This window comes from Micromonospora echinofusca (assembly GCF_900091445.1).
Lineage (GTDB): Bacteria > Actinomycetota > Actinomycetes > Mycobacteriales > Micromonosporaceae > Micromonospora > Micromonospora echinofusca.
On sequence record NZ_LT607733.1, the window covers coordinates 2,435,169 to 2,451,243 of the forward strand.

Here is a 16,075-nt window from a genome sequence, read left to right on the forward strand (position 1 = left end):
CACGAGGGAGGCGTCGCGTCAATGACCGTCCGGCGTGCCGTGCGGACCCACCGTGACGACGGCGTCGGTGCGAGTGGTGAGTGGCGAGGCGACGGCGAGGCGGCGGCGGTCAGCCCCGGCGCGCGGTGCGGCCCTTCAGGTGGCGGCCCAACTCCCGGGCGATCTCCCGCTCGGCGTCCCGCTCGGCGAGCGCCTGCCGCTTGTCGTACGACTTGCGGCCCTTGGCCAGGGCCAGCTCGACCTTCGCCCAGCCGCCCGAGAAGTACATCGACAGGGGCACCAGGGTCAGGCCACCCTCGCGGGTCCGCTCCAGGATGCGGGCTATCTCCACCCGGCGCAGCAGCAGCTTGCGGGTGCGCCGGGGCGCGTGGTTCGTCCAGCTGCCGAAGCCGTACTCGGCGATGTGCAGACCGTAGAGCATCAGCTCGCCGTCGCGTTCCTGGGCGAACGCGTCGACCAGCGACGCCCGGCCCTCGCGCAGCGACTTGACCTCCGTGCCGGCCAGCACGATGCCCGCCTCGTAGGTCTTGAGGACGGTGTAGTCGTGCCGCGCCTTCTTGTTGGAGGCGATCAGCCTGCGCTCGGTCTGCCGGGCCGCGTTCACCCGGTCGAGGATATCGCCTCACGGCCGGTTCCTCCCCGCGCCGCCGCCGCTCCCGGCGGGCGTGCGGTGCGCGGTCCGTCCCTCCCGCGTCGCCGCCGCAGGAGGGACGCCGTGGCCGAATCCGATGGCGCCGGCCGGGCCCGGCGGGGGAGACTCCGCCAATGGATCATCGGGCGATGGTGCGGCTGAGCAAGCGGATGTCCCTGGCGTTGCGGCACGAGCCCGCCCGCTTCGGCCTCGCGCCCGACCGGGCGGGCTGGGTGCCTGTCGACGACCTGCTCGCCGCGCTGCGGATCGACCGCGTGGACCTGGACGCCGTGGTGGCCGGCAACGACAAGCAGCGCTTCGCCGTGGAACGCGGTGCCGACGGCGCCGAGCGGATCCGCGCCAACCAGGGGCACTCGATCCCGGTCGACCTGGGCCTGACGCCCAGCGCACCGCCGGCGCGGCTCTACCACGGCACCAGCCGCGTCGCGCTCGACTCGATCCGCGCCACCGGCCTGCACCGGGCCGGCCGGCACCACGTCCACCTGTCGCCGGACGTGGCGACGGCCCGGCGGGTGGGTGCCCGCCGGGCGGGCGAGCTGGTGGTGCTGACCGTGGACGCGGCGGCGATGGCCCGCGACGGGCACGCCTTCTACCGCAGCGCCAACGGCGTCTGGCTCACCGACGCGGTGCCCGCCCGCTACCTGGCGGACTGAGCGGCCCGGCTCAGCCCGCGCGTCGGGCGAGGAACTCGGCGAGCACCCGCGTGTGGGTGGAGAAGGCCAGCTCCGTCGGCTCGGTGAGCACCAGCCACTCGGTGGCCTCCTCGGTCGGCGCCGACGGGGGCAGCGCCTCGGCGGGCCGCTCGGGCAGTTCGCCGAAGACCATCATCGTGCCGCCGGACGGAGCGCCGTACACCGAGAGCAGCCGGGCGTCGGCGGCGTCGGCGCGCAGGCCCGTCTCCTCCCACAACTCCCGCACCAGCGCCTCCTGCCACTCCTCGCCGTACTCGACGAAGCCGCCCGGCAGCGCGAGCTGGCCGCGCGCCGGCTCGATGTCGCGGCGTACGACGACCACGCCGAGGCCCCGGGCCGTGCGGACCGGCAGCACCGCCACCGCGACGGGCAGCGGGTTGCGCCAGACCGTCTCGCCGCAGACCGCGCAGACCCGCGGCCACCCGGTCGCCGCCGGGTAGGCGGCGCCGCAGAAGGAGCAGTGGGAGTACGCCGCGGCGGTCATGCCGCAGCACGTTACCCCGCGCGCCCGGAGCCCCCGCGACCTGCCGCCCGTCGCGCCCCCGGCGCATCCCCGCGGTACGGGAACGGGCGCGAGCGATGAGCGGCTCCGCCGTCGTCCGGGCCGGATCCGGCGCTCACGCGCGGCCCGCGCCCAGGGCGTCGCGGGCCGCCATGAGGGCGAACCCGAGCAGGTTGGCGCCCTGCCAGCGCGCCGGATCCTCCGCGCGCGGGTCGTCGGCGGCCAGGCCGATGCCCCAGACGCGGTCGACCGGGCTCGCCTCCACGAGCACCCGCTCGCCGGTGCCGAGCAGGAACTCCCGCAGGTCGTCGTGCTGGCCGAACTTGGCGACGCTGCCCGCCACCACGATGTCGTGGCGCCGGGCCTCCCAGGTCGCCTGGTCGAAGCCGCGCACCTGGCGGCCGAGCGACTTGGCGCGGTGGGGATGCCCGGCCGCCAGGATCCGCCCGGCGACCGCGCTGTCGCCGAACAGCATCGCCTTGTGCCACATCATCCAGTGCTCGGCGGTGGCGTACGTCCGCTCGCCGTCACTGAACGGGGCGGGCCACCACTGGCTCAGGCAGCCGGGCCCGACGCTGCCGTCGCGCTGCGGCCGGTGACCCCAGAAGCACAGGTAGCGGATCTTCCCACCGGCGCGGACGGCGGCGACGAGCTCGTCGACGGATCGAGGTGACATGGCGGCGAGTCTGCCGCAGGGGTCCGACGGAACGCGCGCGATCTCCGGGCCCGTCGGCTCCGCGCGGTCAGGTCGTCGGCGCGCCGGTGTAGAACGCCGTGGTGCGTTCCATGGCGGCCCGTGCCTGCCCGGCGTCGGTGCCGTCGGCGACGCTCGCCTCGCCCCACCGCTCGCTGCTGGCCGTGACGAACTGCCGGCCCTGCTCGGAGACCATCCAGGCCTCGCTCTCCTGCGGGGTGACCCCGCTGCCGTCGGCGGCGAGGTGCGAGGCCAGCCCGAGCAGGCCCAGGTCCCAGCCGACCCCGAGCGCGCCCGGACCGAACTGGTCCCAGCGCTCCTGGTCGACGTGCGCGACGTGCTCCAGCTCGAACCGGGTCCGGCCGCTCTCCACCGGCGTCAGGCGCACCTCGATCCAGCTCACCTCGCCGCCGAACTCCCAGGTGGCGGCGAAGCTCTTCGGCGGGTCGCAGCGCTCGACCGTGCCGCCGGCGTTGCCTTCGAGCTGGTAGCGGCCGTGCAGCCGCAGGTCGCCCGAGACGGGCAGGAACCAGCGGGGGATGCGTTCGGCGTTGGTGCAGGCGTCCCAGACGTCCTCCAGCGGCGCGTCGTACGTCTGGCTGATGGTCATCACCCGGGCCTCGCCGGCCTCCAGCACCCGCCGGCCGAGCTGGCGGCGTACGGCGTTGATCTGCTCGGTCGCGTCGATCATCGGTCTCTCCCGTGGTCGGTCGTGTCGTCGGTCGGGGGCGGCTGCTCGCGCAGCCGCCGTTCGCGCTTGCCTCGGGCCAGCTCGGTGGCGAGGGCGTGCAGGGGCGGCGTCCAGAACCGCCGGAAGTTCTCGAGCCAGCGGTCGACCTCCCGCAGCGGGCGGGTGTCGACGGCGTAGAGGCGTCGGGTCCCCTCCGCCCGGACGGTGGCGAAGCCGTTGTCGCGCAGCACCTTCAGGTGCTGGGAGACGGCCGGCTGGGAGATGCCGAACTCCCGCCGGATCACGTCGCACAGCCCGCCGGCGGTCATCTCGCCGTCGGTGAGCAGCTCGAGGATGCGACGGCGCACCGGGTCACCGAGTACGTCGAAGGCGTGCACGGAACCCTTTATATCAGCGGGGCCTTATTTAAGCGACTCATGACACGACGGTGTGTCGCCGACGCCGGCCCGGAAGCGTCGGGGATACGACTCTCCACGGGGTCGGTGCGAAGATCCGCACGACGCTACCCTGGCATCGACGGACATATACTTTCCGTACGATCGTGGAACCCGTGAGCGGAGGCGGGCGTGCCACTCTTCTTCCTGAGCTACGCCCATGAGGACAACCGCAACGGCCAGGTGCAGGAGTTCTTCGGCGATCTCAGCGAGGCGGTGGCCCGGCTGGCCGGCGTGGGCTGGGACCAGGCGGGATTCGTCGACGGGCAGATGCCGCTCGGCGCGACCTGGTCGCAGGAACTGGCCGACGCCCTCGCCACCAGTTCCTGCCTGGTGGCGCTGACCTCCCCCCGCTACGTGGTCAGTGACTACTGCGGACGCGAGTTCCGGGTCTTCGCCGACCGGGTCGACGCGCACGAGCGCGAGTTCCGCCGCCGTCCCCCCGCCGTACTGCCGATCCGCTGGATCCCCTGCGACCGCGTGCCCGGGGCGTTGACCGGCTTTCAGCACAAGAACTTCCCGGCCGGCGCCGTGTACGCCCAGGACGGGCTGCTCACCCTCAAGCAGCGCCGCCGGCACCACGACGAATACCAGGACTTCGTCGACGCGCTGGCCAAGCACATCGTGCAGACCGACCGCGACCACCGCCTGCTCCGGCCCGCCCGACGGCCGGTACTCGCCGAGGTCACCAGCGCCTTCGAGACCACGCGCCGGCGACCGGCTCCCGGGTCGTCCGCCGCCCGGTCGCCCCGATCGACCAGCGCCCGGCACGTCTGGTTCGTCCTGGCCGCCGGCAGCGCGGCGGAACTGGCCGGCACCCGGAGCGGGGCGGAGGACCGATACGGCGCGCTGGCCCGGGACTGGCGGCCGTACCGCCCCGAGCTGGAGGCGCCGATCGGCAGCTACGCCGGGGCGGTCGCCACCACCAAGAGCTACGGCTGGACGGTCGAGGACGCCGTCGACCTCGCCGAGGTGCGGGAGTGGGCCCGGGCGCACAACCAGATCGTCGTGCTCGTGGTGGACGTCTGGTCGGCCGGCCTGCCGCGCTACGAGCTGACCCTCGTCGGCTACGACCGCGACCCCGACACCACCACCCCGGTACTGGTGCCCTGGACGGCCGCCGACGACGCGGCGGCCGACGGCAACCAGCGGTTGTGGGAGACCCTGGCGCGCGTCCTGTCGCACCACGTGGTGCGCAACGATCCCGCGATGTGGCGACCGGAGATCGCCACCGCCGGCCGCTTCCACGCCGAGCTGGAGGACGCGCTGGTCGTGGCCCAGAGCCGCATCTACCGTACGGGCACGGTCTACCAGGAGCCGCCGTCGGACGGCCCGGTACACCGCCCGATCCTCGAAGGTCCCTGATGGAGGCGGGCAGCCGATGGCGGTGAACGACGCGGCACGCGGGCAGATCGTCACGTTCTACTCGTACAAGGGCGGCACGGGACGCACGATGGCGCTGGCCAACGTGGCCTGGATCCTGGCCAGCCAGGGCCTTCAGGTGCTCGTGGTGGACTGGGACCTGGAGTCGCCCGGCCTGCACCGCTACTTCCACCCGTTCCTGCGCGACTCCGAGCTGCGCGCCACCCCCGGGGTCATCGAGATGATCTGGGATTACTCGATGGCCACGATGCAGCGCAATCCCGGCGACGACCCGCAGGAACTGCTCGCCGGGCATGCCAAGATCCAGCGGCGGGCAGTCTCGCTGAACTGGGAGTTCCCGCACGGCGGCGTGATCGACTTCGTGGCGGCCGGCCAGCAGGACTCGGCGTACTCGCGGCTGGTGAGCACCTTCGACTGGTCGAACTTCTACGAACGCCAGGGCGGGGCGGCCTTCTTCGACGCGGTCCGCGCGCAGATGCGCGCCGAGTACGACATCGTGCTGATCGACAGCCGTACGGGCCTGAGCGACGTCGCCGGCATCTGCACCGTGCAACTGCCCGACACCGTCGTCAACTGCTTCACCATGTCGACGCAGAGCATCCGGGGCGCGTCGGCCGTGGCCCGCTCGATCCGCGCCCAGCGCCCGGACGACCCGCCGCTGCTGGTGCCGGTGCCGACCCGGGTGGAGGACGCCGAGCTGCGCAAGCTGGAGACCGGCCGGGACCTGGTCCGGGCCGAGTTCGCGTCGTTCCTCGACCACCTCTCCGACGCCGCGCGGGCCCGCTACTGGAACACCATCGAGGTGCCCTACCGCGCGTTCTACGCCTACGAGGAGATCCTCGCCGCGTTCGGCGACCGTCCCGAGCAGGCGGGCACCCTGCTGGCGGCGTACGAGCAGCTCGCGTCGGTGGTGACCGGCGGCCGGGTCACCCGGCTGGAGCCGATGCCGGAGGAGGAACGGCGCCGCTCGCTGACCGCGTTCGAGCGGTCCCGGCTCACCGCCGAGCAGACCGTGCTGGTCGGCTACGCCTCGATGGACCGGCTCTGGGCGGAGTGGATCAGCGACCAGCTCGAGGAGGCCGGGCTGCGGGTGGACCGGCGCGCGGTCGACGTGCCGGTCCGCGCGGGTGGCCGCACCGAGTTCGACCGGGCGCTCGCCGCCGCCAGCCGGGTGCTGGTCGTGCTGACCCGGCACTTCGCGGCCACGCCGCTGGCGGGGGAGGCGTGGAAGGCCGCCGCCAGCCGGGACCAGGTCGCCGGCACCGGCGTGCTGGTGCCGCTGCGGGTCGACGAGTCCCGGCTCGCCCTGCCCTACACCGACCGCACCCCGGTCGACCTCAGCGACGTCGACGCCGGCACCGCCCGGACCCTGCTGCTCGAGGAGGCGGGCGCACCCGCGCACGCGGTGACCGGCCGGGCGGTCGGTCGGTTCCCCGGAGCCTTCCCGGCAGTGTGGAACGTGCGTCAGCACGGCACCACCTTCGTCGGCCGGGCGGCGCAGCTGGAGGCGCTGCGCGACCGGCTGATCGCCTCGCCCGCCTCCGGCGTGCAGGTGATCCACGGCCTCGGCGGGGTCGGCAAGACCCAGCTCGCCGCCGAGTACGCGCTCCGCTTCGCCCGCGACTACGACATCGTCTGGTGGATCCCCGCCGACAGCGAGGAGCGGATCCGGGGCGGGCTGGCCGACCTCGCCGAGGCGATGGGGCTCGGCGCCGGCGGCGGTGGCGAGGCGGTCCGGCGGGTGCTCGACGCGCTACGCCGGGGCGGCCCCGGCCGGCGCTGGCTGATCGTCATGGACAACGCCGACGAGCCGTCGCGGGCCACCCGGGCGCTGCTGCCGCAGGGCCCCGGGCACGTCCTGCTCACCACGCGCGACCAGACCTGGAGCGAGTACGCGGGCGCCACCGAGCTGACCGTCTTCGACCGGATGGAGAGTGTCCAGCTGCTGCGCGACCGCGTCCGCGGCCTCACCGAGGAGGAGGCGACCCAGGTCGCGGAGAAGCTCGGCGACCTGCCGCTGGCGGTGGAACAGGGCGCGGCCTACCTGCGGGCCACGGCGCTGCCCGTGCAGCAGTACCTCGCCTCGCTGGACACCCCCGGCCTGCTGCGCATCCTGGAGGGCCGGCAGTCGGCCGGGTACTCCAAGACGCTCGCCGCGACCTGGCTGGTGACCCTGCGCCAGCTGCGGCAGGAGAAGCCCGCCGCCGCGCGCCTGCTGGAACTGTGCTCGTACTACGCGCCGGAGCCGATCCCGGTCGCGATGCTCACCGGCGAGCGGTTCGCCGTCTTCATGGCCCCGTTCGACCCCACCCTCACCGACCCGATCCTGCAGGGGCTGGTCACCGCCGAGCTGGGCCGCTACGGCCTCGCCCAGGTCGACGCGGAGAACAACACCGTCCGCATCCACCGGCTGGTGCAGCTGGTCATCAAGGACCAGCTCGACGACCCCGTCGAGACCCGTCGTCAGGCCCAGTCGCTGCTCGCCGCGGCCAGCCCCCGCGACCCGGACAAGCCGGCCAACTGGCCGCGCTACGCCGAGCTGTGGCCGCACGTACGCCCCTCGGCGCTGCACGAGTCGACGGCCGAGGAGGCCCGCCAGCTCGTGGCCGACACGGTGCGCTACCTCTACCGGCGCGGGGACTACGAGTCCGCGCGCTCGCTGGCCGAGGACGCGTTGGAACGCTGGCGCGACACCGACGACGACGACCCCACCAAGCTGCGGATGCGGTTCCACCTGGCCAACGTCCTGCGCGCGCAGAGCCTGTTCGACCTGGCCTTCGACATCGACCAGGACGTCTACGACCGGCAGCGGCGGATCTTCGGCGAGCACCACCTCTACACCCTGATGACGGCCCGCAGCCTCGGGGCCGACCTGCGCGCCCAGGGCCGCTACCACGACGCCGAGCAGCGCGACCGGCGCACCCTGGAGCTGAGCGTCCGCAGCTTCGGCGAGGACAGCGGCCGTACGCTGACCGCCGAGAACAACCTCGCCGTCTCGCTGCGGCTCGTCGGCCACTTCCGTGAGGCGGCCCAGCTCGACCAGCACATCTACGAGCGGCGCCGGGAACGCTTCGGCGACGAGGACCCGTCCACCCTCGCCTCGGCCAGCAACTACGGCCGGGGGCTGCGTGACATCGGGGAGCTGTGGCGCTCGCACAGCGTCCTGCAACGCACCTCCGCCAACCAGCAGAAGATCATCGGTCCCGACCACCCGGAGACCCTGCGTACCGCCAAGGAGCTGGCGCTGACCCTGCGCCAGCTCGGCCGCTTCGCCGACGCGCACCGGGTGCTGGAACGCACGGTGGTGCGTTACCAGCGCACCCTCGGCGGCGAGCACGCCGACACCCTCTCCTGTGAGATGGCGCTCGCGACCACCTGGTCGGCGGTGGGCGACAACCCGACCGCGCTGCGGATGGCGCGGCGGCTGCGCGACGCGTACACCGAGGTGCTCGGCGCCGACCACGCCATCACCCTGGCCTGCCTCAACAACCTCGGCGTGTTCCTGCGCAAGGCCGGCGAACACCCGCAGGCGCTCGACCTCGCCCAGCGGGTCCGCGACCAGCTGCTCGCCAGCCTCGGCGAGCGGCACCCGCACACCCTGCTCGCCACCCTCAACCTCGCCAACGACCTGTTCGCGCTCGGCGAGCGCGACGCCGCCCTGCTACTGGACACCACCGCGTACGTCGAGCTGATCCGGGCCCTCGGCGCCGAGCACCCGGACAGCGTCTCGGCGGCGCTCAACCTCGCGGTCAGCAGGATCGCCACCGAGAGCGAGGCCGACGCCGGCCGCGCCCTCTACGACGACGCGTTCGGCCAGCTGGTGCAGCTCTTCGGTGGCGACAACCCGCGGGTGGTCCAGGCCCGCCAGCGCGACCGGTTCAACGGCTACATCGAGCCCGCCCTGCTCTGAGCGCCCGGTCTGGTCCGAGCTCCCGCCCGGCTCTGAGCGCCGTGACCGGCCGCGCCGGATATCGACGACGGCGGTGTAGTCCGTTCGCCCGATACCACACAGGTATTTTCATGCCGCACAGGTATCAGCGTTCCGGTGGCAGTGGTTCGTCGGGGCCGCCGGCCAGCCAGGTCGCGACCACCAGCGGGTCGGCGCCGGGCCGCCGGTGGCACAGCGCCCGGACCAGGTCGGGTCGGGTGGTCAGCACCCGCGCGGCGGCGGTACGCCCCAGCCACCCGGCGGCCAGCGCGACGCCGACCAGCGCGTCGACGTCCCCGGGATCCTCGGCGAGCCGGCGGCGGTACCCGGCCAGGGCGCCGCCCACGTCCCCCGCCGCGTACGCCCGGTCGGCGTGGTCCACCCGTTCCGCCCCACTGGGACCGGTGTCCGTACCGCCGTGGTCGGTCGTGGCCAGCAGCCGCCGCCGCACCGCCGCCTCCGGGCCGGTGCCGCCGGTCGACGCGGGTCGGGCCGGAGCGGGTACGACGGCGGGTGCGGCGATCGGCGGCGGGCGCCGACCCCGCCGCCACGCGTACGCCACCTCCGCCACGGCGTCGTCGTCGGGGACCAGGTTGGCCAGCGCCCAGCGCACCGCCCCGCCGTCCGCGACGTCGCGCGCCGCCGCCTCGACCCGCGCGTCGCCGGCGGGCTCCCAGCCGCGCAGGGTGCCGGCCATGCCCGCCACGAAGGCCCGCCCGTCGTCGGTCAGCTCCGCGCTGCCGGCGAGCTGCGCGACGGCCCGCGCGGTCTGCACCCGCCAGAACGCGTACTCGAACGCGCAGCGGACGTCCTCGTGCTGCCGGCAGCGCCACACCTCGGCCACCCCGAGGTGGGCGTACGCGCCCTGCAACAGCGCGCCGACGGGGCGGGGGTCCCACCGCCACGGCGCCCGGTAGCGGGCCGCACCGCCCGGCGCGTGCAGCGGCAGCAGGTCCAGCAGCGCGCCCAGCTTGGTGTGCTGCAACTCGTGCACCAGCAGCAGCGCGAGCGTCTGCGGGTCGGCCGGCACGGAGAGCGCGATGGCACCCAGTGCGGCACGGCTGGTGGCGCTCACCGGGTCCCCGGACGGCGCCGGCGTGAGCGGCACCAGCGTACGCAGCAGCGTGACCAGCCCCCGGGCGTGCGCCGGCAGCCGGTCGGTCAGCCAGCGCCACGCCTGCCCGGTCAGCCGGTCGAGCCGGTCCGCCGTGGCGTCGTCCAGTCGGCTCGTCGGCGGGCGGTGGTATCGGCTCCGGTGCGGATCCTGGTCGTCGACGAGCACCCCGGTCGGGGGCGCGTCGCGGCCCGCGGTGAGCCGGCGGCTCGGCAGCCACCCGCGTGCCGGGGCGTGACCCTCGCCCGACCCGTCGGTGGCGCGCACGACGCCGGCCGGCCCGTGCACCGACAACCCCGGCGGCGGTCGACCGTCGCCGGCCGACCCGGCGTCGTAGCGCCGTCCCGTGCCGCGGACGACTGCGGTGCCGGCGCCGAGCCCGACCGCGCCGCCCACCGTGGGCAGCAGCAGCGCGCCCTGCGGGCAGGGCACGGCGAGCGTGAAGGGAAGGCCCGCGCGCAGGGCGGCGGCTGCCGCCAGCCCGGCCAGGTAGGCCGCGTCGGGGCGGCCGTGCAGGGCATCCGTGGCCCAGCCGGTGACCGGCGGGTGGGCGAGGACGTGGGCGACGGCCGCCGGATCCGCCCGCTCGGCGCGGGTGAGCAGGGCCAGGCACTGCGCGGCCGGCGAACCGGTCCCACCCGCGCGGGCGGCGGCGACGGTCAGCAGCCGCCGCCGGCCGAGCTGACCGGCGCGCAGCACCTCGAGCGTGGCGTCGTCACCGTGCCCCGCGGCGAGGCCGGCGAGCTGGGCGGGGGAGAGCACCACCGGCTCACCGCCGCCGCGGGGCGGGCCGCCCGGCGGCGGCGGCGTCGGGCGAAGCGGCCAGGGCGCGGCGGCGCAGGGCGTCGACGTCCGCGGCCACCACCCGTCGTACGTGTCGGATCAGCCGGTAGAGGTCGGGGCAGTAGACCGACGGGTGCGCGAACCCGGCGCCGGCGCGGAAGCGGTGCGCGTACAGGCCGCCACCGCAGGCGCTGAGCACGGGGCAGGCCCGGCACGCGGCGGCCAGGGCGGCCGGACCGGTCGGCCGGCCGGCCAGCGACGGGTGTCGCAGCGCCTCGTCGAAGGAGTGGCGGAAGACGTCGAGGCCGGTACGCATCGACGCGTCGTCGGTCGTCTTCAGGGTGTCGGTGCCCTCGATGGTGCCGTCGGCCTCGATCGTCATGACGTCCGGCTCGGCGAAGCCCACCGCCCGGGTGCCGCTGTGGCCGCCGAGCAGCAGCGCGATCAGCGACTCGAACAACCGGATCCCGGTGCGGCGGGGCGTCGTGGCGTACCAGCGGTCGAAGACGGCCACCAGCCAGTCGCCGTACGGGGTGTCGGTGCCGCCCGGCCGGCGCCCGGGCGGGGGAGCGCTCCAGTTGCCGTGCGGCAGCAGCAGGTCCAGGCGGGGCGGGTCGAACGCGAGCAGCGACTCGTAGACGTCCACCGGGTCGTTGGCCAGGTCGACCGTGCAGAGCAGCCCCGCCCAGCGCGACCGGTGCCGGGGGCGGCCGAGCAGCCGCAGCGCGGCGGCCACGTCGGCGAAACTGCCCCGCCCGTCGGGGTAGCGGCGATGCCGGTCGTTGGCGGCCCGGTCGCCGTCGAGGCTCACCCCGACGTCGATGTCGTGGCGGTGGCACAGCGCCAGGAACTCCTCGTCGAGCAGCACGCCGTTGGTCTGCACGCCGACGTCGAGCGCCGCGCCCGGGGGCAGTGCCGCCCGCAGGGTGCGTACGGTCCGGTCGAGGGTCGCCGGGCCGGCCAGCAGCGGCTCGCCGCCGTGCAGCACGACGCGGACCCGGTCGGGGCCGTGCCGCGCCAGGTGCTCGCCGAGGCGCCGCGCGACCTGGGCCACGGTGCCCGGCGCGATCACCCGGGGCCGCTCCCGCCACCGCTGGTCGGCGTTGCGGTAGACGTAGCAGTGGTCGCACGCCAGGTTGCAGCGGCTGTGCACCTTGAGCACGAGCTGCCGGACCCGAGCCGGCGCCGCGGCGTGGTCAGGGTGGGGTGGGGCGGCCGACGTCGGGGCGTCGGCGGACACGTCAGAAGCTCGACTCGAACGCCGACACGTCGAGCTGCCGGCCCGGCTCGTCGCCGGCCACGAGCGTGCCGAGGACGTGGGCCAGCACGCCGTCGCCGGCGCCGGCGAGCAGGTCGGCCAGTGGTATGTCCCCCAGCCGCACCAGGGCGGCTCCCGTGTCGACCGACGGTGGCGGCAGCTCGGTCTCAGCCACGGTGGACCGTCCGGCGACCATGTGTCCTGCCGCGCGTCATCGCTGCGCTCACCCCGCCTTTTCTACACCATCGGGTGCCTGCCCCGACGGCCCGACACCGCACCCCGGGGTGGGCGTCGGCGGCACCCCGGCGGCCCCGGCCGACCGACCCGCCGCCGGTGTGTCCGGCCACAGGGACGCGTCCGGCGGCGCGCGGTGACAGGCGGTGGACCCGGGTGGCACCGGCACTGCCCACGACCGCGATGACCGGTGACATCCCGCCTCCCGTCGGCGTCGGTGTCCGAAGCATAGGGGCGCGGCGGCCTCCGCAGCGACCACCGTCCGTAAACCCGACTCAGGGTCGTGTCGTACCCGTGGTCCATGATCCTTGTCGTCACAGCGACGCCGGCGACCCTTCCGGCGTCCGGGTCGTCATGGGCTGCGCGGGAGCGGCGGACGGGAGGTCGGACAGTGGCTGACGCGGAACGGACCGCGTGGCGACGGCGCAGCACGGTGCGGGTGGTGCCGCCCGCGCGGCCCCGCAAGCTGGCCAAGGTGCCCTTCGTCGAGTTGGCCGACGGGCGGTTGCAGGGAGTGGTCTCCAGCGGGTCCGACGTCGACCGGGTCTACGTGTCGTCGATCGCCTCCGGCACCCACGCCTACCACTGCAGCACCAACAACAACCGGCCCTGCGGCGGGCTGCGCGGCGCGCCCTGCAAGCACCTGCACGCCCTGGCCGACGAGGCACTGCTCCAGTACGGCGCCGAGCGGGTGGCCCGCTACCTGCGCATCGACGTCGGCGCGGGGGCGGACAGCGCCCGTGAGCTGCTCGCCGCTCTGGACGGGCGGCACGAGCCGACCCCGGCCGCCGTCGTGTTCAGCCGCTTCCTGCGCCACCTCTCCTACCTGGAACTGCCCGGCAGCAACGTCCCTCTGCCCGAGCTGCACTGGTTCCCGGCCACCGGGGTGGTTCGCTGATGCTCGGCACGCAGCTCACCGTCCTGCGCGACGACACGCCGACCGGCCTGACCGACGCCCTCGACCTGGTCACCGGCCTCGACGACGCCCTGGTCCGTGGCCTCGCCCGGGTGGGTGCGGACGACGCCGCCGCGCTGGCCGCCCTGGCGGGCGCGCTGGCCGCCACCCCGCTCGGCGACCGGCTCGCCGAGGCGGCCGCCAAGGTCACCGCCGGCTCGGTGGCCGAGGAACACCTGCTCGCCCTCGCCGGCGCCCGGTGCGCGCTGCTGGGCGCCGCCCACGACGCGCTGCTCGGGCAGCTCGACGCCGCGCTGGGCAGGACCCGCGCCCCCTGGGCCCCCGGCCCGGTCGAGGCCGTGGGCGACGGGTCCCCGGCCCGCGCCGGCGTGCGCGCCTGGCTGCACGAGGTGGCGGTGACCGGGTGGGCCGGCCTCGACCACGAACTCGTGGCCGCGGCCGGGGCGCCGGTAGAGGCGGCCCTCGCCGAGCCCCACCTCCGCAGGCTGGCCGTGCTGCTCGACGGCCTCGCCGCGGAGCTGCGGGCCTGCGTGCCGGTGGCCACGATGGCGCAGCCGCCGGTCCGGCGCTGGGCCGATCTCTGGGCCCGGGGTGTGCTGCTCGCCCAGGACGCGGCGGCCGCCGCCGTCCCGACGGCCGTCGAGGAGGTCTCCGGGCGGCTGCTCGTGCTCGGCGTCGACGTGCACGAGCACGACACCGCCGTGCAGGCGCAGCTGCACGCGATCCTCGAACCGGCCGACGGCGGGCCGCCCCGGCTCGTCCGCAGCGCGGTCGGCGCGGTCAAGGTCGAGACGATCGTCGGCCCGGCGTTGTGGCGTCTGCTGGACGCCCATCCCGTGCTGCTGGCCGCGCTGGCCGAGCGGCGCAGCGTGACGGTCACCGGCCTGCCGCTGCGCGGCGCGGACCTGATCTGGCACGACGAGCGGGTGCGACCCGGCGAGCCCGCCGACCCGTTCGCCTCCGCCCGCGTGCTGTTGCCGGCGGCGGTCGCCACGGCGTCGGCGCCGCTGGAGCGGCACCCCGTGGGGATCGCCGAGCCCGTGCTGGTGGAGGGCTACACCGTGCGCGACGACGACGGCACGACGACCTTCGCGCTCGACGGGCAGGCGATCGACGTCGCGGTCGACCGGCTGCCCTCCTGCGGGCCGCTCACCCCCGAACTGGTGGTTGCCTCCTCCGCCTGCCTCGGCCTGCTCCGGTGGGACGACGGTCGGTGGCTGCTGCAACCCCTGGCCGTGCGGGCCACCGTCAAGCGTCGGCCGGTCGACGTGCACACCGGCGACTGGGCGGGCGGCATCACCGACCCGAAGATCGCCAAGGCCGAGGCCAAGGCGGGCGACGCCGTGGCGGTGCTGCGCGAGCGAGCGGGACGGTTGCTGCGCCGATGACCGACACCCCGAACCCCGCGGACCTCGCCGACGCCAACCGGCGTCAGGTGCTCTACTGGCGGCTGCTGGCCCGGCTCTTCGACCCCGAGGAGCAGCCCACCCTGGAATCGGCCAGCATGGCGGTCGTCGACGACCTCGGCCTGCCGGCCGCCCTGCTGGACCCGGCGGTCTCGGTGGACACCGTCGTCCAGCGCTTCCCGGCCGTCGCCGACGAGCTGCGCGGCCTGCTCAGCCCGACGCCCGACGCCCCTGCGGCCGGCGACCTGACCGACGCGCCGACTGCCGAGGCGGAAGGCGACGGGCCGCCGGGCGCGTCGGGTGCGCCCGGCGCCGCCGAGGTACGCCGCGCGGCCCTGGTGTCGAAGCTGCTGCTCAACGTCTTCGCCACCGGCCACGGGCCGGTCGACGCCGGCCAACTGGCCCGGTGGCAGTCCGACGCCGGCTGGTTCGAGCAGGCGCTCGGGCTGGAACCGGGCGGGCTGCGCCGGCAGGGCGGCGGCGACGGCCTGGGCGGGGTGCTGGCCGGCCTCGAGGGTGACCTGGTCCGCCGCATGCACCTGCGGGAGGTGCTCGCCGATCCGGTGCTGGCGAGCCGGCTGACGCCGAGCATGTCGCTGATCGAGCAGCTGCTGCGGGACAAGGCCAACCTCTCCGGGGTGGCCCTGGCCAACGCCAAGGCACTCATCCGGCGCTTCGTCGACGAGGTCGCCGAGGTGCTGCGTACGCAGGTCGCCCAGACCAGCGTCGGCGTCGTCGACCGGTCCGTGCCGCCCAAGCGGGTCTACCGCAACCTCGACCTGGACCGCACGATCTGGCAGAACCTGACCAACTGGAGCCCGGAGGACGAGCGCCTCTACGTCGACCGCCTCTACTACCGGCAGACCGCCCGCCGGGTCACCCCGGCCCGGCTCATCGTGGTGGTCGACCAGTCGGGCTCCATGGTCGACTCGATGGTCAACTGCACCATCCTCGCGTCGATCTTCGCCGGCCTGCCCAAGGTGGACGTGCACCTGATCGCGTACGACACGCGGGCGCTGGACCTCACGCCGTGGGTGCACGACCCGTTCGAGGTGCTGCTGCGTACGAAGCTGGGCGGCGGCAACGACGGGCCGGTCGCCATGGCGCTGGCCCGCCCGAAGATCGTCGAGCCGCGGAACACGGTCATGGTGTGGATCTCGGACTTCTACGAGTTCGACCGCTCCCAGCCGCTGTTCGACGGCATCGAGGCGGTGCACCGCTCCGGGGTGCGCTTCATCCCGGTCGGCTCGGTCAACAGCTCGGGCCAGCAGAGCGTCAATCCCTGGTTCCGGCAGCGCTTCAAGGACCTGGGCACGCCGGTGATCTCCGGCCACATCCGCAAACTCGTCTTCGAGCTCAAGAGCTTCCTCACCTAGGAGAACAACCCC

14 protein-coding genes are annotated in these 16,075 nt (G+C 74.9%); 6 read left to right on the forward strand and 8 right to left on the reverse strand.

The window, feature by feature from the left end; all coding sequences use genetic code 11:
• Nucleotides 1-109 precede the first annotated feature (109 nt).
• Nucleotides 110-604: an SsrA-binding protein SmpB gene (smpB, locus tag GA0070610_RS10805; protein WP_088999896.1), complete on the reverse strand. Its 495-nt coding sequence runs from the start codon at nt 602-604 to the stop codon at nt 110-112.
• Nucleotides 605-765: 161 nt separating this feature from the next.
• On the opposite strand from smpB, the gene GA0070610_RS10810 reads away from it, so the two are divergent.
• On the forward strand, nt 766-1,305 hold the full coding sequence (locus GA0070610_RS10810) for an RNA 2'-phosphotransferase (protein ID WP_088999897.1): 540 nt from the start codon (nt 766-768) through the stop codon (nt 1,303-1,305).
• A 10-nt stretch (nt 1,306-1,315) separates the two neighbouring features.
• Here the strand turns inward: GA0070610_RS10810 and GA0070610_RS10815 are convergent, their stop codons facing one another.
• The 4 genes from GA0070610_RS10815 to GA0070610_RS10830 form a co-directional block, all read right to left on the reverse strand.
• Complete coding sequence (locus tag GA0070610_RS10815; protein ID WP_088999898.1) at nt 1,316-1,828, reverse strand: NUDIX domain-containing protein; 513 nt, start codon at nt 1,826-1,828, stop codon at nt 1,316-1,318.
• 133 nt (nt 1,829-1,961) lie between these two features.
• A complete protein-coding gene (locus tag GA0070610_RS10820; RefSeq protein WP_088999899.1) occupies nt 1,962-2,522 on the reverse strand; it encodes an NADAR family protein in 561 nt (186 codons plus the stop codon).
• A gap of 67 nt (nt 2,523-2,589) precedes the next feature.
• Nucleotides 2,590-3,231: an SRPBCC family protein gene (locus GA0070610_RS10825; protein WP_088999900.1), complete on the reverse strand. Its 642-nt coding sequence runs from the start codon at nt 3,229-3,231 to the stop codon at nt 2,590-2,592.
• A complete protein-coding gene (locus GA0070610_RS10830; RefSeq protein WP_088999901.1) occupies nt 3,228-3,608 on the reverse strand; it encodes an ArsR/SmtB family transcription factor in 381 nt (126 codons plus the stop codon). The genes GA0070610_RS10825 and GA0070610_RS10830 overlap by 4 nt, the downstream gene beginning before the upstream one ends.
• Nucleotides 3,609-3,797: 189 nt before the next feature.
• Here GA0070610_RS10830 and GA0070610_RS10835 point away from each other — a divergent pair, with 189 nt between their 5' ends.
• Nucleotides 3,798-5,030, forward strand: a complete 1,233-nt coding sequence (locus GA0070610_RS10835; RefSeq protein ID WP_088999902.1) for a TIR-like protein FxsC — start codon at nt 3,798-3,800, stop codon at nt 5,028-5,030.
• 16 nt (nt 5,031-5,046) lie between these two features.
• The gene (fxsT, locus tag GA0070610_RS10840; protein WP_088999903.1) at nt 5,047-8,958 is read left to right on the forward strand and encodes an FxSxx-COOH system tetratricopeptide repeat protein; all 3,912 of its coding nucleotides are present in this window, start codon (nt 5,047-5,049) and stop codon (nt 8,956-8,958) included.
• Nucleotides 8,959-9,082: 124 nt separating this feature from the next.
• Here the strand turns inward: fxsT and GA0070610_RS10845 are convergent, their stop codons facing one another.
• The 3 genes from GA0070610_RS10845 to fxsA are packed head-to-tail and all read right to left on the reverse strand — an operon-like array spanning nt 9,083 to nt 12,306.
• The gene (locus GA0070610_RS10845) at nt 9,083-10,855 is read right to left on the reverse strand and encodes an aKG-HExxH-type peptide beta-hydroxylase (protein WP_088999904.1); all 1,773 of its coding nucleotides are present in this window, start codon (nt 10,853-10,855) and stop codon (nt 9,083-9,085) included.
• Nucleotides 10,856-10,859: 4 nt separating this feature from the next.
• A complete protein-coding gene (locus GA0070610_RS10850) occupies nt 10,860-12,113 on the reverse strand; it encodes an FxsB family cyclophane-forming radical SAM/SPASM peptide maturase (protein WP_197697825.1) in 1,254 nt (417 codons plus the stop codon).
• A 1-nt stretch (nt 12,114) separates the two neighbouring features.
• A complete protein-coding gene (fxsA, locus tag GA0070610_RS10855; protein ID WP_157747119.1) occupies nt 12,115-12,306 on the reverse strand; it encodes an FxSxx-COOH cyclophane-containing RiPP peptide in 192 nt (63 codons plus the stop codon).
• A gap of 450 nt (nt 12,307-12,756) precedes the next feature.
• Here fxsA and GA0070610_RS10860 point away from each other — a divergent pair, with 450 nt between their 5' ends.
• Genes GA0070610_RS10860 through GA0070610_RS10870 form a run of 3 tightly spaced genes read left to right on the forward strand, consistent with a single transcriptional unit; the run spans nt 12,757 to nt 16,063 of the window.
• On the forward strand, nt 12,757-13,263 hold the full coding sequence (locus tag GA0070610_RS10860; RefSeq protein ID WP_088999906.1) for a hypothetical protein: 507 nt from the start codon (nt 12,757-12,759) through the stop codon (nt 13,261-13,263).
• A complete protein-coding gene (locus tag GA0070610_RS10865) occupies nt 13,263-14,669 on the forward strand; it encodes a hypothetical protein (RefSeq protein WP_088999907.1) in 1,407 nt (468 codons plus the stop codon). Before GA0070610_RS10860 ends, GA0070610_RS10865 begins: the two co-directional genes overlap by 1 nt.
• Nucleotides 14,666-16,063: a VWA domain-containing protein gene (locus GA0070610_RS10870; protein ID WP_088999908.1), complete on the forward strand. Its 1,398-nt coding sequence runs from the start codon at nt 14,666-14,668 to the stop codon at nt 16,061-16,063. The genes GA0070610_RS10865 and GA0070610_RS10870 overlap by 4 nt, the downstream gene beginning before the upstream one ends.
• Nucleotides 16,064-16,075 lie beyond the last annotated feature (12 nt).